16 protein-coding genes are annotated in these 15,619 nt (G+C 45.6%); 14 read left to right on the top strand and 2 right to left on the bottom strand.

What is annotated here, in order from left to right:
- Positions 1-7: 7 nt before the first annotated feature.
- The 13 genes from DK423_RS03170 (at position 8) to DK423_RS03235 (ending at position 12,852) form a co-directional block, all read left to right on the top strand.
- The gene (locus tag DK423_RS03170) at positions 8-553 is read left to right on the top strand and encodes a DsbE family thiol:disulfide interchange protein (protein ID WP_005558722.1); all 546 of its coding nucleotides are present in this window, start codon (positions 8-10) and stop codon (positions 551-553) included.
- Positions 553-1,101 carry a cytochrome c-type biogenesis protein gene (locus DK423_RS03175; protein ID WP_032996815.1) on the top strand — a complete coding sequence of 183 codons (549 nt, stop codon included), beginning with the start codon at positions 553-555 and terminating at the stop codon, positions 1,099-1,101. Before DK423_RS03170 ends, DK423_RS03175 begins: the two co-directional genes overlap by 1 nt.
- Positions 1,101-2,024, top strand: coding sequence for a c-type cytochrome biogenesis protein CcmI (gene ccmI, locus DK423_RS03180; protein ID WP_005558724.1), 924 nt, complete (start codon positions 1,101-1,103; stop codon positions 2,022-2,024). The genes DK423_RS03175 and ccmI overlap by 1 nt, the downstream gene beginning before the upstream one ends.
- Positions 2,025-2,156: 132 nt before the next feature.
- A complete protein-coding gene (locus DK423_RS03185) occupies positions 2,157-2,783 on the top strand; it encodes a hypothetical protein (protein WP_032996816.1) in 627 nt (208 codons plus the stop codon).
- Positions 2,784-2,800: 17 nt separating this feature from the next.
- Positions 2,801-3,091: a hypothetical protein gene (locus DK423_RS03190; RefSeq protein WP_005577359.1), complete on the top strand. Its 291-nt coding sequence runs from the start codon at positions 2,801-2,803 to the stop codon at positions 3,089-3,091.
- Positions 3,092-3,664: 573 nt separating this feature from the next.
- Positions 3,665-5,188 (top strand): ammonia-forming nitrite reductase cytochrome c552 subunit, encoded by a 1,524-nt coding sequence (gene nrfA, locus DK423_RS03195; RefSeq protein WP_176607400.1) that lies wholly within the window; start codon positions 3,665-3,667, stop codon positions 5,186-5,188.
- A gap of 73 nt (positions 5,189-5,261) precedes the next feature.
- On the top strand, positions 5,262-5,915 hold the full coding sequence (nrfB, locus tag DK423_RS03200; RefSeq protein ID WP_005558728.1) for a cytochrome c nitrite reductase pentaheme subunit: 654 nt from the start codon (positions 5,262-5,264) through the stop codon (positions 5,913-5,915).
- Positions 5,912-6,589 (top strand): cytochrome c nitrite reductase Fe-S protein, encoded by a 678-nt coding sequence (nrfC, locus tag DK423_RS03205; protein WP_005558729.1) that lies wholly within the window; start codon positions 5,912-5,914, stop codon positions 6,587-6,589. Before nrfB ends, nrfC begins: the two co-directional genes overlap by 4 nt.
- Positions 6,586-7,551, top strand: coding sequence for a cytochrome c nitrite reductase subunit NrfD (nrfD, locus tag DK423_RS03210; protein ID WP_005558731.1), 966 nt, complete (start codon positions 6,586-6,588; stop codon positions 7,549-7,551). Before nrfC ends, nrfD begins: the two co-directional genes overlap by 4 nt.
- A gap of 589 nt (positions 7,552-8,140) precedes the next feature.
- The gene (nrfE, locus tag DK423_RS03220) at positions 8,141-10,051 is read left to right on the top strand and encodes a heme lyase NrfEFG subunit NrfE (protein ID WP_005558739.1); all 1,911 of its coding nucleotides are present in this window, start codon (positions 8,141-8,143) and stop codon (positions 10,049-10,051) included.
- Positions 10,044-10,574 (top strand): DsbE family thiol:disulfide interchange protein, encoded by a 531-nt coding sequence (locus tag DK423_RS03225; protein WP_005558742.1) that lies wholly within the window; start codon positions 10,044-10,046, stop codon positions 10,572-10,574. Before nrfE ends, DK423_RS03225 begins: the two co-directional genes overlap by 8 nt.
- Positions 10,571-11,656: a heme lyase NrfEFG subunit NrfF gene (gene nrfF, locus DK423_RS03230; RefSeq protein ID WP_005558744.1), complete on the top strand. Its 1,086-nt coding sequence runs from the start codon at positions 10,571-10,573 to the stop codon at positions 11,654-11,656. The genes DK423_RS03225 and nrfF overlap by 4 nt, the downstream gene beginning before the upstream one ends.
- Positions 11,653-12,852 carry a BaiN/RdsA family NAD(P)/FAD-dependent oxidoreductase gene (locus DK423_RS03235; protein ID WP_005558746.1) on the top strand — a complete coding sequence of 400 codons (1,200 nt, stop codon included), beginning with the start codon at positions 11,653-11,655 and terminating at the stop codon, positions 12,850-12,852. The genes nrfF and DK423_RS03235 overlap by 4 nt, the downstream gene beginning before the upstream one ends.
- Before the next feature lie 158 nt (positions 12,853-13,010).
- Here the strand turns inward: DK423_RS03235 and sodC are convergent, their stop codons facing one another.
- A complete protein-coding gene (sodC, locus tag DK423_RS03240) occupies positions 13,011-13,586 on the bottom strand; it encodes a superoxide dismutase family protein (RefSeq protein WP_005547254.1) in 576 nt (191 codons plus the stop codon).
- Between the two features lie 187 nt (positions 13,587-13,773).
- Here sodC and DK423_RS03245 point away from each other — a divergent pair, with 187 nt between their 5' ends.
- Entirely contained in the window at positions 13,774-14,529 is a 756-nt protein-coding gene (locus tag DK423_RS03245; RefSeq protein ID WP_109043867.1) for a class I SAM-dependent methyltransferase, read from the top strand.
- Positions 14,530-14,539: 10 nt separating this feature from the next.
- Here DK423_RS03245 and recF read toward each other — a convergent pair whose 3' ends face one another.
- Positions 14,540-15,616 (bottom strand): DNA replication/repair protein RecF, encoded by a 1,077-nt coding sequence (recF, locus tag DK423_RS03250; protein ID WP_005558750.1) that lies wholly within the window; start codon positions 15,614-15,616, stop codon positions 14,540-14,542.
- Positions 15,617-15,619 lie beyond the last annotated feature (3 nt).

Below are 15,619 nucleotides of genomic sequence, written 5' to 3' on the forward strand. Positions count from 1 at the left end.
ATTGATAATGAAAAAGAAATTATATTTACCCTTAATTATTTTCTTCGTTTTGGTTACCGCCTTTCTGGTGCAATTACAACGCAATGCGCTGGGTGGTGATCCGAAAGCATTGGAATCGGCGTTGGTGGGTAAGGCGGTTCCAGCGAAGATGTTGCAGGATTTATTGTCGGATAAAACCTATGATGAAACGCTGTTTAAACAGGGCAAACCGCTTTTACTCAATGTATGGGCGACATGGTGCCCGACTTGTTATGCGGAACACCAATATTTGAATAAACTGGCGAAGCAGGGCGTGCCGATTATCGGCTTGGATTATAAAGATAACAGTGTCAAAGCGACGAAATGGCTGAAAAATTTAGGCAATCCTTATCAGGCTGTGTTAAAAGATGAAAAAGGTTCATTTGCCTTGGATTTAGGCGTATATGGCGCGCCGGAAACTTTCCTGGTGGACGGCAACGGTGTGATTCATTATCGCCATGCGGGTGATGTGAACGCGAAAGTATGGCAGGAAACCTTGCAGCCCATTTACCAAAAATTAGGCGGTGCGCAGTAATGAAAAAAACACTTTTATTTATATTCATAAGCTCACTTGTTCGCTTATTCACCCCTTCGGGGCCGTTGGCAAAGCCAACGTTCAAAAAACGTTGTTTTTTGTTAACCGCACTTTTTTTCAGCATCAATGCATTTGCCGCCATTGACGCGCTGAATTTCAGTTCGCCACAGCAGGAAGCCGACTATCATGCCTTAACGCAGGAACTGCGCTGTCCGCAATGTCAGAATAACAATATCGCCGATTCCAACGCCGCGATTGCTGTGGATATGCGCGCCAAAGTGTTTGAATTGCTACAGGAAGGCAAATCCAAACAGGATGTGGTGCAATACATGGTGGATCGCTATGGTAATTTTGTGACTTATGATCCGCCGTTGACCGTTGCCACCCTTGTTTTATGGGTTGCGCCTTTTGCTTTGATTTTATTCGGGCTGGTATGGCTTTTCGGGCGTAAAAGAACGATGTCGAGTGGGGCGGATGCCATGCCACAGGCGTTAAGTGAAACGCAGCAGCAACGCCTTAATACTCTGTTAAATAGGGAAAATAAATAATGAATTTGTGGACAAGCATTTTTGTGTTAACGCTGATTGCCGCGTTAATTTGTTTTTTCCCGTTGCTGTCTGCACGTTTTGTGCAAACCCAATCAACCCGTCGCGACGATCTCAATAAGGCGTTTTATTTTGAACGTTTAAAAGAGCTGGAACGGGATGAAAAACAAGGCTTGTTGGAAAACGTCGAACAGCTCAAAACCGAATTGCAAAAATCCTTATTGGAAGACATTCCACCACAGCCGGAAAGCGCGGCGCGTAGTGAAAAAAACTACGGCAAACTGTGGTTTGTTTCCGGTTTTCTGGCACTCGGCATTTTGTCTGTGTCGGCGTATTTTGTTGTGGGATCCTGGCAGGCGGAAATTATGCTGGAAAAAAGCGCGGAAAAACTACCGCACTTCTATGAGCGCTTAAAAAGCGAAAGCACAAATCCGTTAAACGATGCTGAAATGCAGCAATTTGCCACGGCGCTGCGGGTGGATTTGCAAAAAGATCCCGATAACGCCAAAAACTGGTGGCTGTTAGGGCAAATCGGCATGAATTTGGAACAGCCGAGAATGGCATTAGACAGCTTTGCCCGCGCCAATAAATTAGAGCCGAAAAATAATCTGTATAAATTGGCGTACGCCCGCATTTTGATGTTCTCCGAGGATGAAATGGATAAATTGAAAGGGGATATTTTATTGCGCGAAGTCATTCGTGAAGATCATACCAACGTTGAAGCTTTGAGTTTGTTGGCATTCCGTTATTTTGAAACGGAAGATTACAAAATGGCAGCGGTCAGCTGGGCGATGATGTTGAAACTGTTACCGAAAGATGACCGGCGCGTTCCGATTATTGAGCGAAGTATTCGCTCCGCGCGCGATGCACTGGAAGCACAGGAACAGGAAAAACACCAACAACTTACGCCACAACAGGAAAAATAATGACGCCTTTTTCGGGTTTTGCATTGACGGGAAAACAATTTACTTTTTCCCGTGATCCTGATAACGTACCGCTTGAGATTTATACAATTTTATAATTTATCCTCTATTTCATTTTTTCCTAATGAGGTTCCAATGATGCTTTTCAAAAAATTAACACTCGGTCTGAGTTTTACTTTCCTCTCATCATTGGCTTTTGCAGAATCTTGGTCTATGCATATTTCCGAAGATGGCGTGACCACCGATAAAAACGCTCAACAGCCTAATTCGGCAAAATATGCTGGAGCTGTCCACAAACAACAATTTTCTTTTTCTGACAACGGCGGACAAGGTAAAACCACTTACATTAATCAAAATAACGGCAAAAAATTCGATCCTAAAAATGCCGCCGATGTGAGTGAATTGGGTAAAAGCATCGCTTTTGAAGTATTTGAAATTAAAGAAAATAAAGATTCTCACTCGGTATTTGAATCCGGCGCAGGCATTTGCTACGGTTTCAAATATACCGATGGCGTCGCGTTCACCGATTCTACAACCTATTATGTCGATAAATCCAAGCAGCAATATTACGCCAGTATCATCGGTGCCACCGTATCTTCTGACGTGGAACCGAAAAACGTGCAATATGCGCCGGTGTTTAATATTCAGGATCCCGAATTAGATAAAGAAGTAAAATCGGAAGAACAACGAAATGGTAAAATCTTGATTAATAAAAATTTGCAAAAGAGCAGAGAAATTCTTTCTAACGTAGTTTGTAAGTAAAAATAAGGTGGTAAATTATGCAAAAATTGTTACTCGTCACAGTGATCAGCGGTGTTTTAGTTGCTTGTTCTTCTAAGGCTCCACAAGTCAACCAAGCTCCTTTAGATAGGCAGACAGTTGAAGCTTATCAAGCGAAAGTGTATAGCGGTAATACGGTGTCGAAGAAATATCAAGTAAGGGACGTTAAACCGGAAGACAATGTGTTAAACGCTAGTGATTCGGAACCGAAAACCGTGATTTATCGCGAACGTCAGCCAAGACTGGTTGTAACACCGAGCATTGGCTATTATCGCGGTTGGCACTGGTAGACCCTGACAAAAATAATGCTTTTTGAACGTTGGCTTTGCCGGCAGAGTCGGGGATACAATTAAATCTTCAAGATTTATGAGTAAGAAATCAACCGCACTTTTGTAATAGAACATCAAATCATAAAGCCGAATTCATCTCGATGAGTTCGGTTTTTTATTGCCTGTAAATAAGGTATTTCTTCTTCGGTAAATATTCAAATAAAAATAATTCTTTTTTTGTAGCATAAAATGCAAATATACCTCTTTATAGTTATATGTTTCTGCTCCATTTAACTTTTCCCTTTAATGATCTTTTTCTACTAATAAATAGGTAGTTGACGCATTTTAGGAGAAATTTACATGCTACAAAATGTCACCAAAATAGAAAATTAGATTGGAAAAATTGATCAAAAACAAGAAAATGTAAAATAACCATGGAATGAGCACGGATATTTGGTTATGTTAAACTCGTTTAACCCCCTTTTATACCTTATATCGCATTGTTTTTGATGATAAAAGTTATCATTTTTATGATGCGGGCGGTATAGACATCTTCTTAACAAAACTACAGTTAACCTGATTGGAGTGATTATCGTGAACGCATTGAGCAAAAGCCTGGTAGTGGCAGCTTCTTTCGCAGCTTTAGGTGTGTTTAATTTGGCAATGGCCGAATTGGTGTATAAACCGCTTGAGCAACCTGTGGAAGCACCAAACCCGAATCTAAAAATTAAAGCGGTAAACGAACAGTTTGCGGCGAAATACCCGAAACAATTTGAGTCTTGGAAAGCCACCGAAAAAGGCGACAAGATCATTTATGCCGATGAAGAAAATCCACGTTTAATCATATTATGGGGCGGTTATGCGTTTGCGAAAGAATATAACGCGCCGCGCGGACACATTTATGCCATCAAAGATTTACGCGATATTTTGCGTACCGGTGCGCCGAAAACTGCTAACGACGGTCCGCAGCCGATGGCGTGTTGGACTTGTAAAGGTCCGGATGTGCCGCGTTTAATCGCAGAATGGGGGGAAGAAGGTTATTTCAGTGGTAAATGGGCGAAAGGTGGCGCGGAAGTGGTGAATTCCATCGGTTGTGCCGACTGCCACGATACCACCTCAAAGGAGTTTGCCGAAGGTAAACCGGCGCTGCGTATTGCCCGCCCACACGTTCTTCGTGCCTTGGATCATTTAAACAATGCGTTGCAAGCCCGAGCGAAAGCAGAAGGCAAAACGCAGCCTGATTTAAGTTTCGGCACCGCCGCCCGCACCGAAAAACGGGCGGAAATTTGTGCGAACTGCCACGTTGAATATTATTTCGCGGGTGACTTGAAACAAGTGACTTTCCCGTGGAATAACGGTCAAACCGTCGATGACATGGAAAAATACTACGATGACATCGGGTTTACCGACTTCACTCATATCTTATCCAAAGCGCCGATCTTAAAAGCGCAGCACCCTGACTTTGAAATTTGGTCTTTAGGCATGCACGGTAAAAACGGCGTGACCTGTATCGATTGCCACATGCCGAAAGTGCAAGGGGCGGATGGTAAAGTTTATACCGACCACCAAATTCAAAATCCATTTGATGCCTTTGATAGCACCTGTGCCAACTGTCACGATCAGAGCAAAGAGAAGTTGAAAGACATCGTAGCTTCCCGCAAAAAAGAAGTGAAAGACATCATGGGGCGCTTAGAAAATCAAGTAGTTCGTTTGCACTTTGAGGCGAAAGCCGCATGGGATACCGGCGCGACCAAAGAGGAAATGGAACCGGCGTTAATGGATATCCGTCACGCCCAATGGCGTTGGGACTACGCCGCAGCCAGCCATGGCGGTCATATGCATGCACCTGATGTGATGTTGCGCGTGTTAGGCTCCGGTCTTGACCGCGCCGCAGATGCCCGCGCCAAACTTGCCGCCATCTTAACTAAACATGGCGTGAAAACACCGATTGAACTGCCGGACATTTCTACGGCGGAAAAAGCCTGGAAAGTGGTGGGCATTGACATCGAAAAAGAACGCAAAGCCAAAGAAGAATTCTTAAAAACTGTTGTACCTCAATGGGAAAAAGAAGCGAAAGCCGCCGGCAAATTAGCTGAAGATTCCGCAACAAAACAATAGAAAAAAGCACCGCACTTTTGCTGTGAGAGAAAAAAGTGCGGTCATTTTCAAACACAAATTTGAGGTAATCAGAATGAATTTAACTTCCTTAATCCGTAAACCGGCAAAAGCGCTCGCACTGCTCACCATGCTTGCGGCGCTGCCGATGGTGGCGCAGGCGGAAATGCCATCGGCTGATAATCCGTTGAGTTATGAACCGCGGTTGGATAATCAACGGGATCCGAATCAATATTGCGCCAAATGCCATAAGTTTGACAAAGTGGATAAAAACCAAATCTTGGATCAATCTGGCGGCGAATTGCATTTCGGTAAATTCCACGGCACCCATTTAAGCCAGAAAAATCCGAATAACGGTAAACCGATTAATTGTGTCAACTGCCACGGTAATATTTCCGAAGATCACCGTCGTGGCGCGAAAGACGTGATGCGTTTTGAGGGCGATATTTTCGGCGAGAAAAAACCGATGTATAGCGCGCAAGAACAAAATCAAGTGTGTTTTTCTTGTCACCAACCGGACAAACTTCGCGAAAAATTCTGGGCGCACGATGTGCACGCCATGAAATTGCCTTGTGCAAGCTGCCACACATTGCACCCGAAAGACGATGCGATGAAAGGCATTGAGCCGAAAAATCGCGTGAAACTTTGCGTGGATTGTCACGGAGAACAACAAAAACGCAAAGCGCAGCAAGAACAAACTCCATCAACCGAACAAAAGGATAAACAATGACAGCCTGTTCACGCCGAAACTTTGTTTCCGGCATGGGGGCGTTAATCCTTATGACGGGGACATCAGTCACCTCTTTGGCAAAAGAGGAAAAGGCGGATAAACCGAAACGCTACGCCATGGTGCACGATGAAAACGCGTGCATCGGTTGCACCACTTGTATGGATGCCTGTCGTGAAACCAACCAAGTGCCGCAAGGTGTTTCCCGCTTGGAGATTTTGCGCAGCGAGCCGTACGGCGAATTTCCGAATCAGGAATATGAGTTTTTCCGCCAATCTTGCCAACACTGCAGCAACGCGCCTTGCGTGGCGGTTTGCCCGATCGGCGCGTCATTTATCGATAAAGACACTGGTATTGTGGACGTGCACAAAGATCTGTGCGTCGGTTGTCAATACTGTATCGCCGTTTGCCCGTATCGCGTGCGTTTCATTCATCCGGTGCATCGTACCGCCGATAAATGTAACTTCTGCCGCGATACCAATCTGGCACAAGGCAAACAACCGGCTTGCGTTGAAGCCTGCCCGACCAAAGCCTTAACCTTTGGCGATATGAACGATCCGACCAGCGCAGTGGCACGCAAGGTAAAAGAAAAACCTGTTTACCGCACAAAAGTGGAATTGGGGACCCAGCCGAATCTTTACCACATTCCATTCCAACACGGAGAACCGAGAAGATGACATTAGATTATCCTGTTCCGTTTCATACGCCGAACCTCGTATGGGATTCCAGTATTGCCATCTATTTGTTCTTACTGGGTATTTCTTCCGGTTCCTTATTGCTTGCGGTGCTTTACAAACGCAATCGTCAGTTGGAAAAACCAAGTGAAAACTGGATCATTCGCAGCGCCGCGATTTTGGCGCCGGGCACGGTGATCATCGGTTTATTGCTGTTGATTTTCCACTTGGCGCGCCCCTGGACGTTCTGGTATCTGATGTTTAACTACCAGTTCAATTCCGTGATGTCCATGGGGGTACTGTTATTCCAAGTCTATATGGCGGCGGTCTTCCTCTGGATTGCCATTATTTTTAAAAACGAAATCGCCGCTTTGCTCGATAGATTTTTACCGAAATTAAAATTTATCATTAAATGGATTTCCGCCTGTGAACGCTCCACGAATCCGTTGGAATTGTTCCTGTTGCTCCTCGCCGTATTATTAGGGGCCTACACCGGTTTCTTATTGTCGGCATTAATCAGCTACCCGATGTTAAACAACCCGGTGTTGCCGGCATTATTCCTGGCATCGGGCACGTCTTCCGGTATCGCGGCGGTATTTCTAGCCATTTTGATTGTAGGCAAATTAAAAGGGCATTCCGACGAAGTGCATTTTATGCACAAATTTGAAGTGCCGATTATGCTCGCCGAACTCTTTTGCATCGTCTGCTTCTTCGCCGGATTGTATTTCGGCGGCGGACAAAAAGTAGTCGCCATGCACAACGCCCTAAGCGGTTTCTGGGCAAGTATTTTCTGGATCGGCGTCATGTTCATCGGCATCCTCATCCCGCTCGCCGGTAACCTGCTGGTCAGCGACAAGCTAAAATATAATCGTCATTTCATCATTCTGGTATCCGTGTTTGATTTAATCGGCGTATTGTGTTTGCGGTATTTTATTTTGTACGGCGGACAGTTGACGGTTGCGTAGGGATTAGTTTTTTATTATTGATAAAGGCGTATAATGCACGCTTTTTTGTTTAGTTGTTCCTACTTTCTTGCTTGTGCAAGAAAGTAGCAAAGAACACATCCCAGCTTCACCGCTGATCTTCGCTTGGTTGCAATTTTTTTAACGGAAATTTTCGAACTCGCCACTATGTGGCTCAAACAAAGCGAAAATTTCCTAAAAATTGCAAGTCACTCAGGCGGTTCAGATGGGGCCCCGTGGTGCATTATTAAAAGTGCGGTGGTTTTTAAAATAGTTTTTTAATGATAAAAATGCTTGAAAAAATGACCGCACTTTATTCGGAGAAAGAAATTGGATTCCCTTCTTTGCCGCCCTTGTGGAATTGAATTTGTAGGAAATTTTGTACTGTTTGAGCGAAGCGAGTTTACAAAATTTCCGTGAAGCAAATTCAATGGAACAAGGGAAACAAGGCAAAGCAGGGTCGCCTTTCTTTTGGTTACTTTTCTTTGGCGAAGCAAAGAAAAGTAACTCGCCTTCGGCGAAAACCGAACTTGTTATACCCAATAAAATTAAATCAATTATAAAATGGCAAACAAACGTAGAACCCAACATTATGCTTACTGAACTTGGTTTTATTTCCCTTCTTCTCGCCACCATGAGCGCGTTGCTCCTCGCGGTGGTACCGCAGCTTGGGCTTTGGTTGCGTAAGCCGGCGCTTACCCAACTGGCTTGGTGGCTGAGTTATTGCTTTGGTTTGTTTACGCTGGTTTCCATTTCTGTGCTTGCCTATTCCTTTGCGGCGGATGATTTCACGTTGGAATACGTCGCCGCCCATTCCAATTCCCAACTGCCGACCTTTTTTAAAATCGCCGCAACCTGGGGCGGGCATGAAGGTTCCATGTTGTTTTGGTTGTTTTCGCTCTCGGTTTGGGTGGTGTTGTTTGCGTTATTTAACCGAAAAAACGACCGCACTTTTGTGGCACAGAGTTTGGTGATTTTGGGGTTGATTTGCTTCAGTTTCGCCGTGTTTATCGTCTTTTTCTCTAACCCGTTCGGGAGAATCTTTCCGGCGCCGTTGGAAGGGCGGGATTTGAATCCGATGTTGCAGGATGTCGGTTTGATTTTTCATCCGCCGTTGCTTTATCTCGGTTATGTGGGCTTTGCGGTGAATTTCGCCATCAGTATTACCGCCTTGCTTCATCAGCATTTGGAACGTCAGATTGCCCAAATTATGCGGGTTTGGGTGTTGGTGTCATGGTTATTTTTAACCTTGGGCATTGTGCTCGGCGCTTGGTGGGCGTATTACGAACTGGGCTGGGGTGGTTGGTGGTTCTGGGATCCGGTGGAAAATGCGTCGCTCATGCCGTGGTTGCTCGGCTTGGCGTTGCTACACAGTTTAATCGTCAGTGAAAAACGCGGGATATTTAATTACTGGACGACCTTATTTTCCTTGTTGGCATTTGCTTTCAGCGTATTAGGCACGTTTATCGTGCGCTCTGGCGCGCTTACTTCCGTACATGCTTTCGCCGTGGATAGCCAACGCGGTTCGGCGTTATTGCTGATTTTTTTCCTGCTCACCGTGGGTTCCCTCGGTTTATTCGCGTTCAAAGCCAATTTGCAGCAACGCCACGCCAAATTAACGCTGCTTTCCAAAGAAAGTGCGGTGCTTTTTTTGAATGTTTTACTGAGTATCGCCACCGTCAGCACCTTCCTCGGCACTTTCTATCCGATGTTGTTTCAAGCCATGAATTGGGGTTCCATTTCCGTCGGTGCGCCTTATTTCAACAGTATTTTCTTGCCGCTCCTTACCTTACTTTTGATCGCCATGGTGCTTTCCCTCGGCTTGCATTGGGCGAAAGCGGACAAGGGCGTTTTGCTTAAACGCACGGCATTATTGCTGCCGTCTTTATTGATTGCCTATTTCGCCATCGATCAGGTAATGCAAAACGACAGCGCTTTACAGTTTAACCTGACGGCATATTTTCTGCTTACGTTGGCGATTTGGTTGTTATTAGCGACCTTATGGCAAAATTGGCGTCGGTTAAATGTTTCCCGTTACGCCATGATTTTTGCCCACAGCGGCGTTGCCATTGCGACCATGGGCGCAGTGATGAGCAGTTACTTCGGCAGTGAAATCGGCGTGCGTTTGTCGCCGCAACAAAGCCAAACCTTGGGGCAATTTGATTTTCGATATACGCGTTTTTCCAATGAAATCGGACCGAACTTTACCGCTGAAGTGGCAAATTTTCATGTCACGGCGAACGGTAAATCTTATGCGGATTTGCAGCCGGAGCGTCGTTATTATGATGTGCGTACCATGACTATGAGCGAAGTCGGGCTTGCCGGCGGGTTTGGGGGCGATTTGTATATTGTGATGGGTGATCCTCTCGGCAAAGGTGAGTTTACTTTCCGCCTGCATTACAAACCGCTGATTCGCTGGTTATGGTTTGGCGGTGTGTTAATGGCGTTCGGGGCGTTGTGTTCCATGTTGACGATGAAGCGAAAAGGAAAGCGTGATGAATAGAAAAGTGATTTTTTTCCTGCCGTTAATCTTATTGCTCGGCGTGTGCGTGTTATTGCTGGCGGGCTTGCATCAGGATCCGAAAAAAATTGCCTCCGCCTTAATTGATAAGCCCGTGCCGGAATTTTATCAGGCGAATCTGCTGGATAACCGCCAAACGCTCAGCCCGAAGGATTTCCCGAAACGTCCCTTTTTGATAAATATTTGGGGCAGCTGGTGCGGTTATTGCCAACAGGAACACCCGTTGTTGATGGAATTGGCACAGGAAATTCCTATTGTTGGCGTGGATTATCGCGACAAGCCGCAAAACGGCATTGCTATGTTGCAACGCATGGGAAATCCTTATACCTTAGTGATTGATGACAGTCGTGGCGAACTGGCGTTGAAGCTGGGTGTGGACGGCGCGCCGGAAACCTATTTAGTGGACGCCGACGGCATTATTCGTTACCGGCATTCGGGGTTATTGGATCGTGAAACCTGGCAAAATACGTTTGTGCCGCAACTTAATCGGTTAATGCAACCATGAAACGATTTTTCGTGTTATTTTTTTTATTGATCAGCGTCGGTGCTTTTGCCGAAATGGTGGATACCTTTGAATTCCACGATCCGGCAGATCGCGCGCGCGCGGTGGCATTGGCGAAATCCCTGCGTTGCCCGCAATGTCAGAATCAAAATCTGGTGGAATCCAATTCGCCCATCGCCTACGACCTGCGCCTTGAAGTGTATAACATGGTCAATGAAGGCAAAACCAATCAGCAAATTATTGATGCCATGACGGCGCGTTTCGGAAATTTTGTGAATTACAAACCGCCTTTTCAATGGAACACGGCATTGCTTTGGTTATTGCCGGCGGGGTTGTTGTTAACGGCGTTTGGTTTGATTTGGAATTCTGCAAAAGCCAATACTTTCCTTCCTTCGCTTGCGGGGGAAGATGCCCAACGGGCGGAAGGGGGCGATGTTCTCCCCCCCTCAGCCTTCGGCAGCTCCCCCCGTAAACAGGGGGAGCCAAGAATTTTATCCATAAGGTTAACGCTTTTTATTTTTGGATTAGTATTTATCGTCCCCCTAGCTTATTACTTCTCCCTGGATCGCTTCACTCGTGCGCAACAAGGGGAACAGGCACAAATCGCGCAGTTAAATCATCAAATTGAAACGCCGGAAGAAAATAAAACGGAAGCCATTATCGGCAAACTTCAGGATAAATTGCGACAAAATCCGAATCATGGGGAAAACTGGATTAAGCTGGGCGATGCCTATATGCAGAATAATGATTTTGACAGCGCCTTAATTTGCTATGCCAACGCGGAAAAAATCGAAGGGCGCAAACCGACCATTTCAGGGTTAATGGCGATGGCGTTATATCTTCAGGCAAATCAGCAGGTTACATCGCAGGTGCAACAGTTGGTAGAGGAGGTTTTGACGCAGGATTGCAAAGAGGTGTCGAGTCTGTCCCTTTTGGCAGCGGAAGCCTTAAAAACGCGCGATTATTCCACCGCACTTGACTATTGGCAGCAAATTTTAGATTCGGGCAATGCCGCGGTGGATCGTCGTGCGATCATTCAGAAAATGAAAATGGTAGATTTTATGCAGAAAGGGAATATGCAATGAGCCGATCCGTCAACCATCAAACCCTCATTATCGGCGCCGGGGCGGCAGGCTTATTCTGTGCGGCGCAGTTGGCAAAGCGCGGCGGAAACGTCCGGATTTTAGATAACGGGAAAAAAGTCGGGCGGAAAATTTTAATGTCCGGCGGCGGGTTTTGTAATTTCACCAATATGGAAATGTCTTCGGGACGCTATCTCAGCCAAAATCGGCATTTTGTGAAATCGGCGTTGAAACGTTTTACCCAATGGGATTTCATCGGATTGGTGGCGGACTACGGCATTGCTTACCATGAAAAAGAACCGGGGCAGTTGTTTTGCGATAACGGCGCGGAAGACATTGTCAATATGTTGCTGGCGGAATGTAAAAAGTACGGCGTGGAGATTGCGCTACGCCAAAACATTTCTGCCGTAGAAAAAACGGAGGACGGTTTTTGCGTCACCACCAACGGCGAAACCTTGCCTTGCCGAAATTTGGTTGTCGCGACGGGCGGTTTATCCATGCCGGGGTTGGGCGCAACGCCTTTCGGTTATCAGCTTGCACAACAATTCGGCATCAATGTCATTGCGCCCCGCGCAAGCTTGGTGCCTTTTACCCGGCGCGAATGCGATAAGTTTTATGCCGCGTTATCGGGCATTTCCTTAGATGTGGCGGCGACCAATCAACACCAAACCTTTACGCATCAAATGCTGTTTACCCATCGCGGTTTATCGGGGCCGGCGATTCTGCAAATTTCCAATTACTGGCAACCGGGGGAAAGCATCCATCTTGATTTATTGCCTTATCAGGATATTCGCCATTATTTAGATGAACTGCGTCAATCATCGCCGAAATTGCGGTTAAAAACCGCATTAATCCGCTTGCTACCGAAAAAATTGGTGGAGCTTTGGCTTGAACAAGGGCTTTTACAGGACGAAGTGCTTGCCCAACTCAGCAAAGTGCGGTTAGAAAATTTGGTAAATTTAATTCACAACTGGCAGTTCGTCCCTAACGGCACGGAAGGTTATCGCACGGCGGAAGTCACCATGGGCGGTGTGGATACTCATGAGATTTCCTCGAAAACCATGGAAAGTAATAAGGTGAGCGGCTTGTATTTTATCGGTGAAGTGCTGGACGTGGCGGGCTGGCTCGGCGGTTATAACTTCCAATGGGCGTGGAGTTCCGCCTATGCCTGTGCGCAGGCGATTGCTGAGAAAGCATAAAAAAATGCCGTCGTGATGACGGCATTTTTACTATACCAGCATATGAAACCATACGTTACACATATGAAATCGAAGCACTTAAAGCGGTCAAAATGAAAAATCCCCGCTATCTAATAACTGCACATTTTACGTGCCGATTGTTATTTTTAGAAACAGGATTATTTAATTACGCCACACGCCATACGCGGACCGCCACCGCCAAGTGGGGCAGGGTGATCGGAGTGGTTGTCGCCACCGGCGTGGATCATGAGGGAGTGACCGCGTACGTCGTCTAAGTGTTTAATGCGAGGGGCTAAAACCGGGTTAGCGGCTGTGCCGTCGTGTAATACGGTTAATGCCGGCAAATCACCTAAATGGGCGTCATCTTGCCATGGGTAGCCGTGTTGTTTGGTGTCTTTCGGATCCCAGTGACCACCTGCGCCAAGACCTGCGGTAAGTTTGCCGTCTTTTTCTTTTGGTTCACAGCTTGGGTTTTGGTGAATGTGGAAACCGTGCAAACCTTCCGCCAAGCCTTTTAAATTCGGGGTGAATACCAAGCCGTAGCTGGATTCGGTGATAGTGACCGTACCCACATCTTTGTTGCCGTTGACCGGATCTAATTGCTGTATTTTAACTTCAATAGATGGTCCTTTAAGAGGCATCATCATGTTGTCATGCTTATGTTCATGGGCATTAGCAATGCCTGCAGAACAGATTGTGCCGATTACTATGGCTAAAATAGTTTTGATTTTCATTTTTAGCTCCTATTTATGTAAGAAAACCTTTATCATTATAACCAAACTTAGTAATAAAACCGATAAGTTTTAATAAAATATTAACTATTAAATCATTTACTATTTTAATGTGTTGGCTTTTTATGTTTAATAAAAATCATATTTATTTATAATGTAAGCCGTTTGACGTTATTAAGGAGAAAGCAAAATGGGTAAAGAAGAAGTCGGTCATAATTTTTTAGCGCGCTTAGGCAAAACCCGTTTACGTCTGGGCGGTCGTAAAGCGACGGATTGGCTGATTGCCAGCGGTGATTTTAGTCAAGATAAAAAGGTGCTTGAAGTGGCGTGCAATATGTGTACCACGGCAATTGGGCTGGCGAAGCAATACGGTTGCCACATTGAAGGCGTGGATTTGGATGAAAACGCGTTAGAAAAAGCTAAAGCTAATATTGAAGCGAATAACTTGCAGGATAAAATTCATGTGCAGCGTGCCAATGCCATGAAATTACCTTTTGACGATGGTACGTTTGATATTGTGATTAACGAGGCAATGCTCACCATGTTACCGGTGGAAGCCAAAATGAAAGCGGTTGCCGAATATTTCCGTGTGTTAAAACCGGGTGGTTTTTTGCTTACCCATGATGTGATGTTGGTAGGGGATGATCACCAGACGATTTTAACCAATATGCGCGATGCCATTAATGTCACGGTGACACCGCTCACCAAAGAAGACTGGAAAAAGGTCTTTACCGATAGCGGATTCCGTAATATCGAAACTTTTTCCGGTGAGATGACGTTGTTGTCACCGAAAGGCATGATTTATGACGAAGGCGTGTTCGGTGCGTTGAAAATCGTTAAAAATGCCATGAAAGCGGAAAATCGCGAGCAGTTTAAGAAAATGTTTAAGACCTTTAATGATCCTGAACATAAATTGCATTTTATTGCGGTTTGTAGTCAGAAATAAACCGATGGTCTTATAACAATATTATTTTCCCCGCGTCTATTTTAAAAGTACGGTGCTTTTCCGGTTGCATTTCATTGAGTTGATTTTGTGTGATGGCGGTGACAAAAACTTGGGAGCCGCTGTTTTGCAGACGTTCCGCCAACAGACGTCGTTTGGTTTGATCCAATTCGGAAGCGAAGTCGTCAATTAAGAAAATACAATGACGTTGCTTTTGCTGCATTAAGTGTTCCCCTTGGGCGAGGCGGAGAGCGCACATGAGTAATTTCAGCTGCCCGCGCGATAACACATCTTCCACCGGTAACCCGTTTGCTTTAAAACGAAAATCCGCTTTTTGCGGGCCGGAAACCGTATAGCCTAAGGCGCGATCCCGTTCAAAATTGCGTTCCAGTAATTCCGCGTAATGCTGTTCTTTTTCCCAGCCTTGATGAAAACTTACACTAACTTCTAATTCGGGTAAGAATAAACGGCAGGTTTGTTCAATTTCCGGTTGTAGGGCTCGGGCATAGTCGGCACGCAGTTGGCTGACTTGTTCGGCAAGTTTGACCAATTCCACATCCCAGATTTTCATTTGCGAATAAGCGGAGGTTTGTTGTAAGGCGGCGTTTCGTTGCTTGAGCAAACGGCTTAAACTCGCCCACAAATTATAGAAAGCTACATGATGATGAAATAAGCCCCAATCCAGAAAGGCGCGGCGATAGCTTGGTCCGCCGTTGAGCAGGTTTAAGCCTTCCGGCGTAATGATTTGCATAGGCAGCAAATGTGCCAAATCGGAAATTTTATTGCCGTCTTCACCGTTAATTTTAACGAGGGTGTTGCCCTGACGCAGTTTTTGCAGACCCACCGACCATTGATGTTGTTGCTCCTGAATTTGCCCGAACAGGTTAAAGTGCGGTTGATCGTAAGAAATGATTCGATTACTGACCGCACTTTTAAAGGAACGTCCGTGTCCCAGATAAAAAATCGCTTCCAGTAAACTGGTTTTGCCGCTGCCGTTGCTGCCGACTAAAAAGTTAAAGCCGTGATCCAATTCCAGATCCACGGCTTGTAAATTGCGAAAATTTTCGACGGTTAAACGTGAAATCGCCATAAA

Origin of the sequence: Aggregatibacter actinomycetemcomitans, from assembly GCF_003130205.1 — a bacterium.
Lineage (GTDB): Bacteria > Pseudomonadota > Gammaproteobacteria > Enterobacterales > Pasteurellaceae > Aggregatibacter > Aggregatibacter actinomycetemcomitans_A.

Bases quoted from the DNA above. Each gene is read 5' to 3' on its own strand.
- DK423_RS03170 (WP_005558722.1), top strand. From the start codon at position 8: ATGAAAAAGAAATTATATTTACCCTTAATTATTTTCTTCGTTTTGGTT.
- DK423_RS03175 (WP_032996815.1), top strand. From the start codon at position 553: ATGAAAAAAACACTTTTATTTATATTCATAAGCTCACTTGTTCGCTTA.
- ccmI (WP_005558724.1), top strand. From the start codon at position 1,101: ATGAATTTGTGGACAAGCATTTTTGTGTTAACGCTGATTGCCGCGTTA.
- DK423_RS03185 (WP_032996816.1), top strand. From the start codon at position 2,157: ATGATGCTTTTCAAAAAATTAACACTCGGTCTGAGTTTTACTTTCCTC.
- DK423_RS03190 (WP_005577359.1), top strand. From the start codon at position 2,801: ATGCAAAAATTGTTACTCGTCACAGTGATCAGCGGTGTTTTAGTTGCT.
- nrfB (WP_005558728.1), top strand. From the start codon at position 5,262: ATGAATTTAACTTCCTTAATCCGTAAACCGGCAAAAGCGCTCGCACTG.
- nrfC (WP_005558729.1), top strand. From the start codon at position 5,912: ATGACAGCCTGTTCACGCCGAAACTTTGTTTCCGGCATGGGGGCGTTA.
- nrfD (WP_005558731.1), top strand. From the start codon at position 6,586: ATGACATTAGATTATCCTGTTCCGTTTCATACGCCGAACCTCGTATGG.
- nrfE (WP_005558739.1), top strand. From the start codon at position 8,141: ATGCTTACTGAACTTGGTTTTATTTCCCTTCTTCTCGCCACCATGAGC.
- DK423_RS03225 (WP_005558742.1), top strand. From the start codon at position 10,044: ATGAATAGAAAAGTGATTTTTTTCCTGCCGTTAATCTTATTGCTCGGC.
- nrfF (WP_005558744.1), top strand. From the start codon at position 10,571: ATGAAACGATTTTTCGTGTTATTTTTTTTATTGATCAGCGTCGGTGCT.
- DK423_RS03235 (WP_005558746.1), top strand. From the start codon at position 11,653: ATGAGCCGATCCGTCAACCATCAAACCCTCATTATCGGCGCCGGGGCG.
- sodC (WP_005547254.1), bottom strand. From the start codon at position 13,586: ATGAAAATCAAAACTATTTTAGCCATAGTAATCGGCACAATCTGTTCT.
- DK423_RS03245 (WP_109043867.1), top strand. From the start codon at position 13,774: ATGGGTAAAGAAGAAGTCGGTCATAATTTTTTAGCGCGCTTAGGCAAA.
- recF (WP_005558750.1), bottom strand. From the start codon at position 15,616: ATGGCGATTTCACGTTTAACCGTCGAAAATTTTCGCAATTTACAAGCC.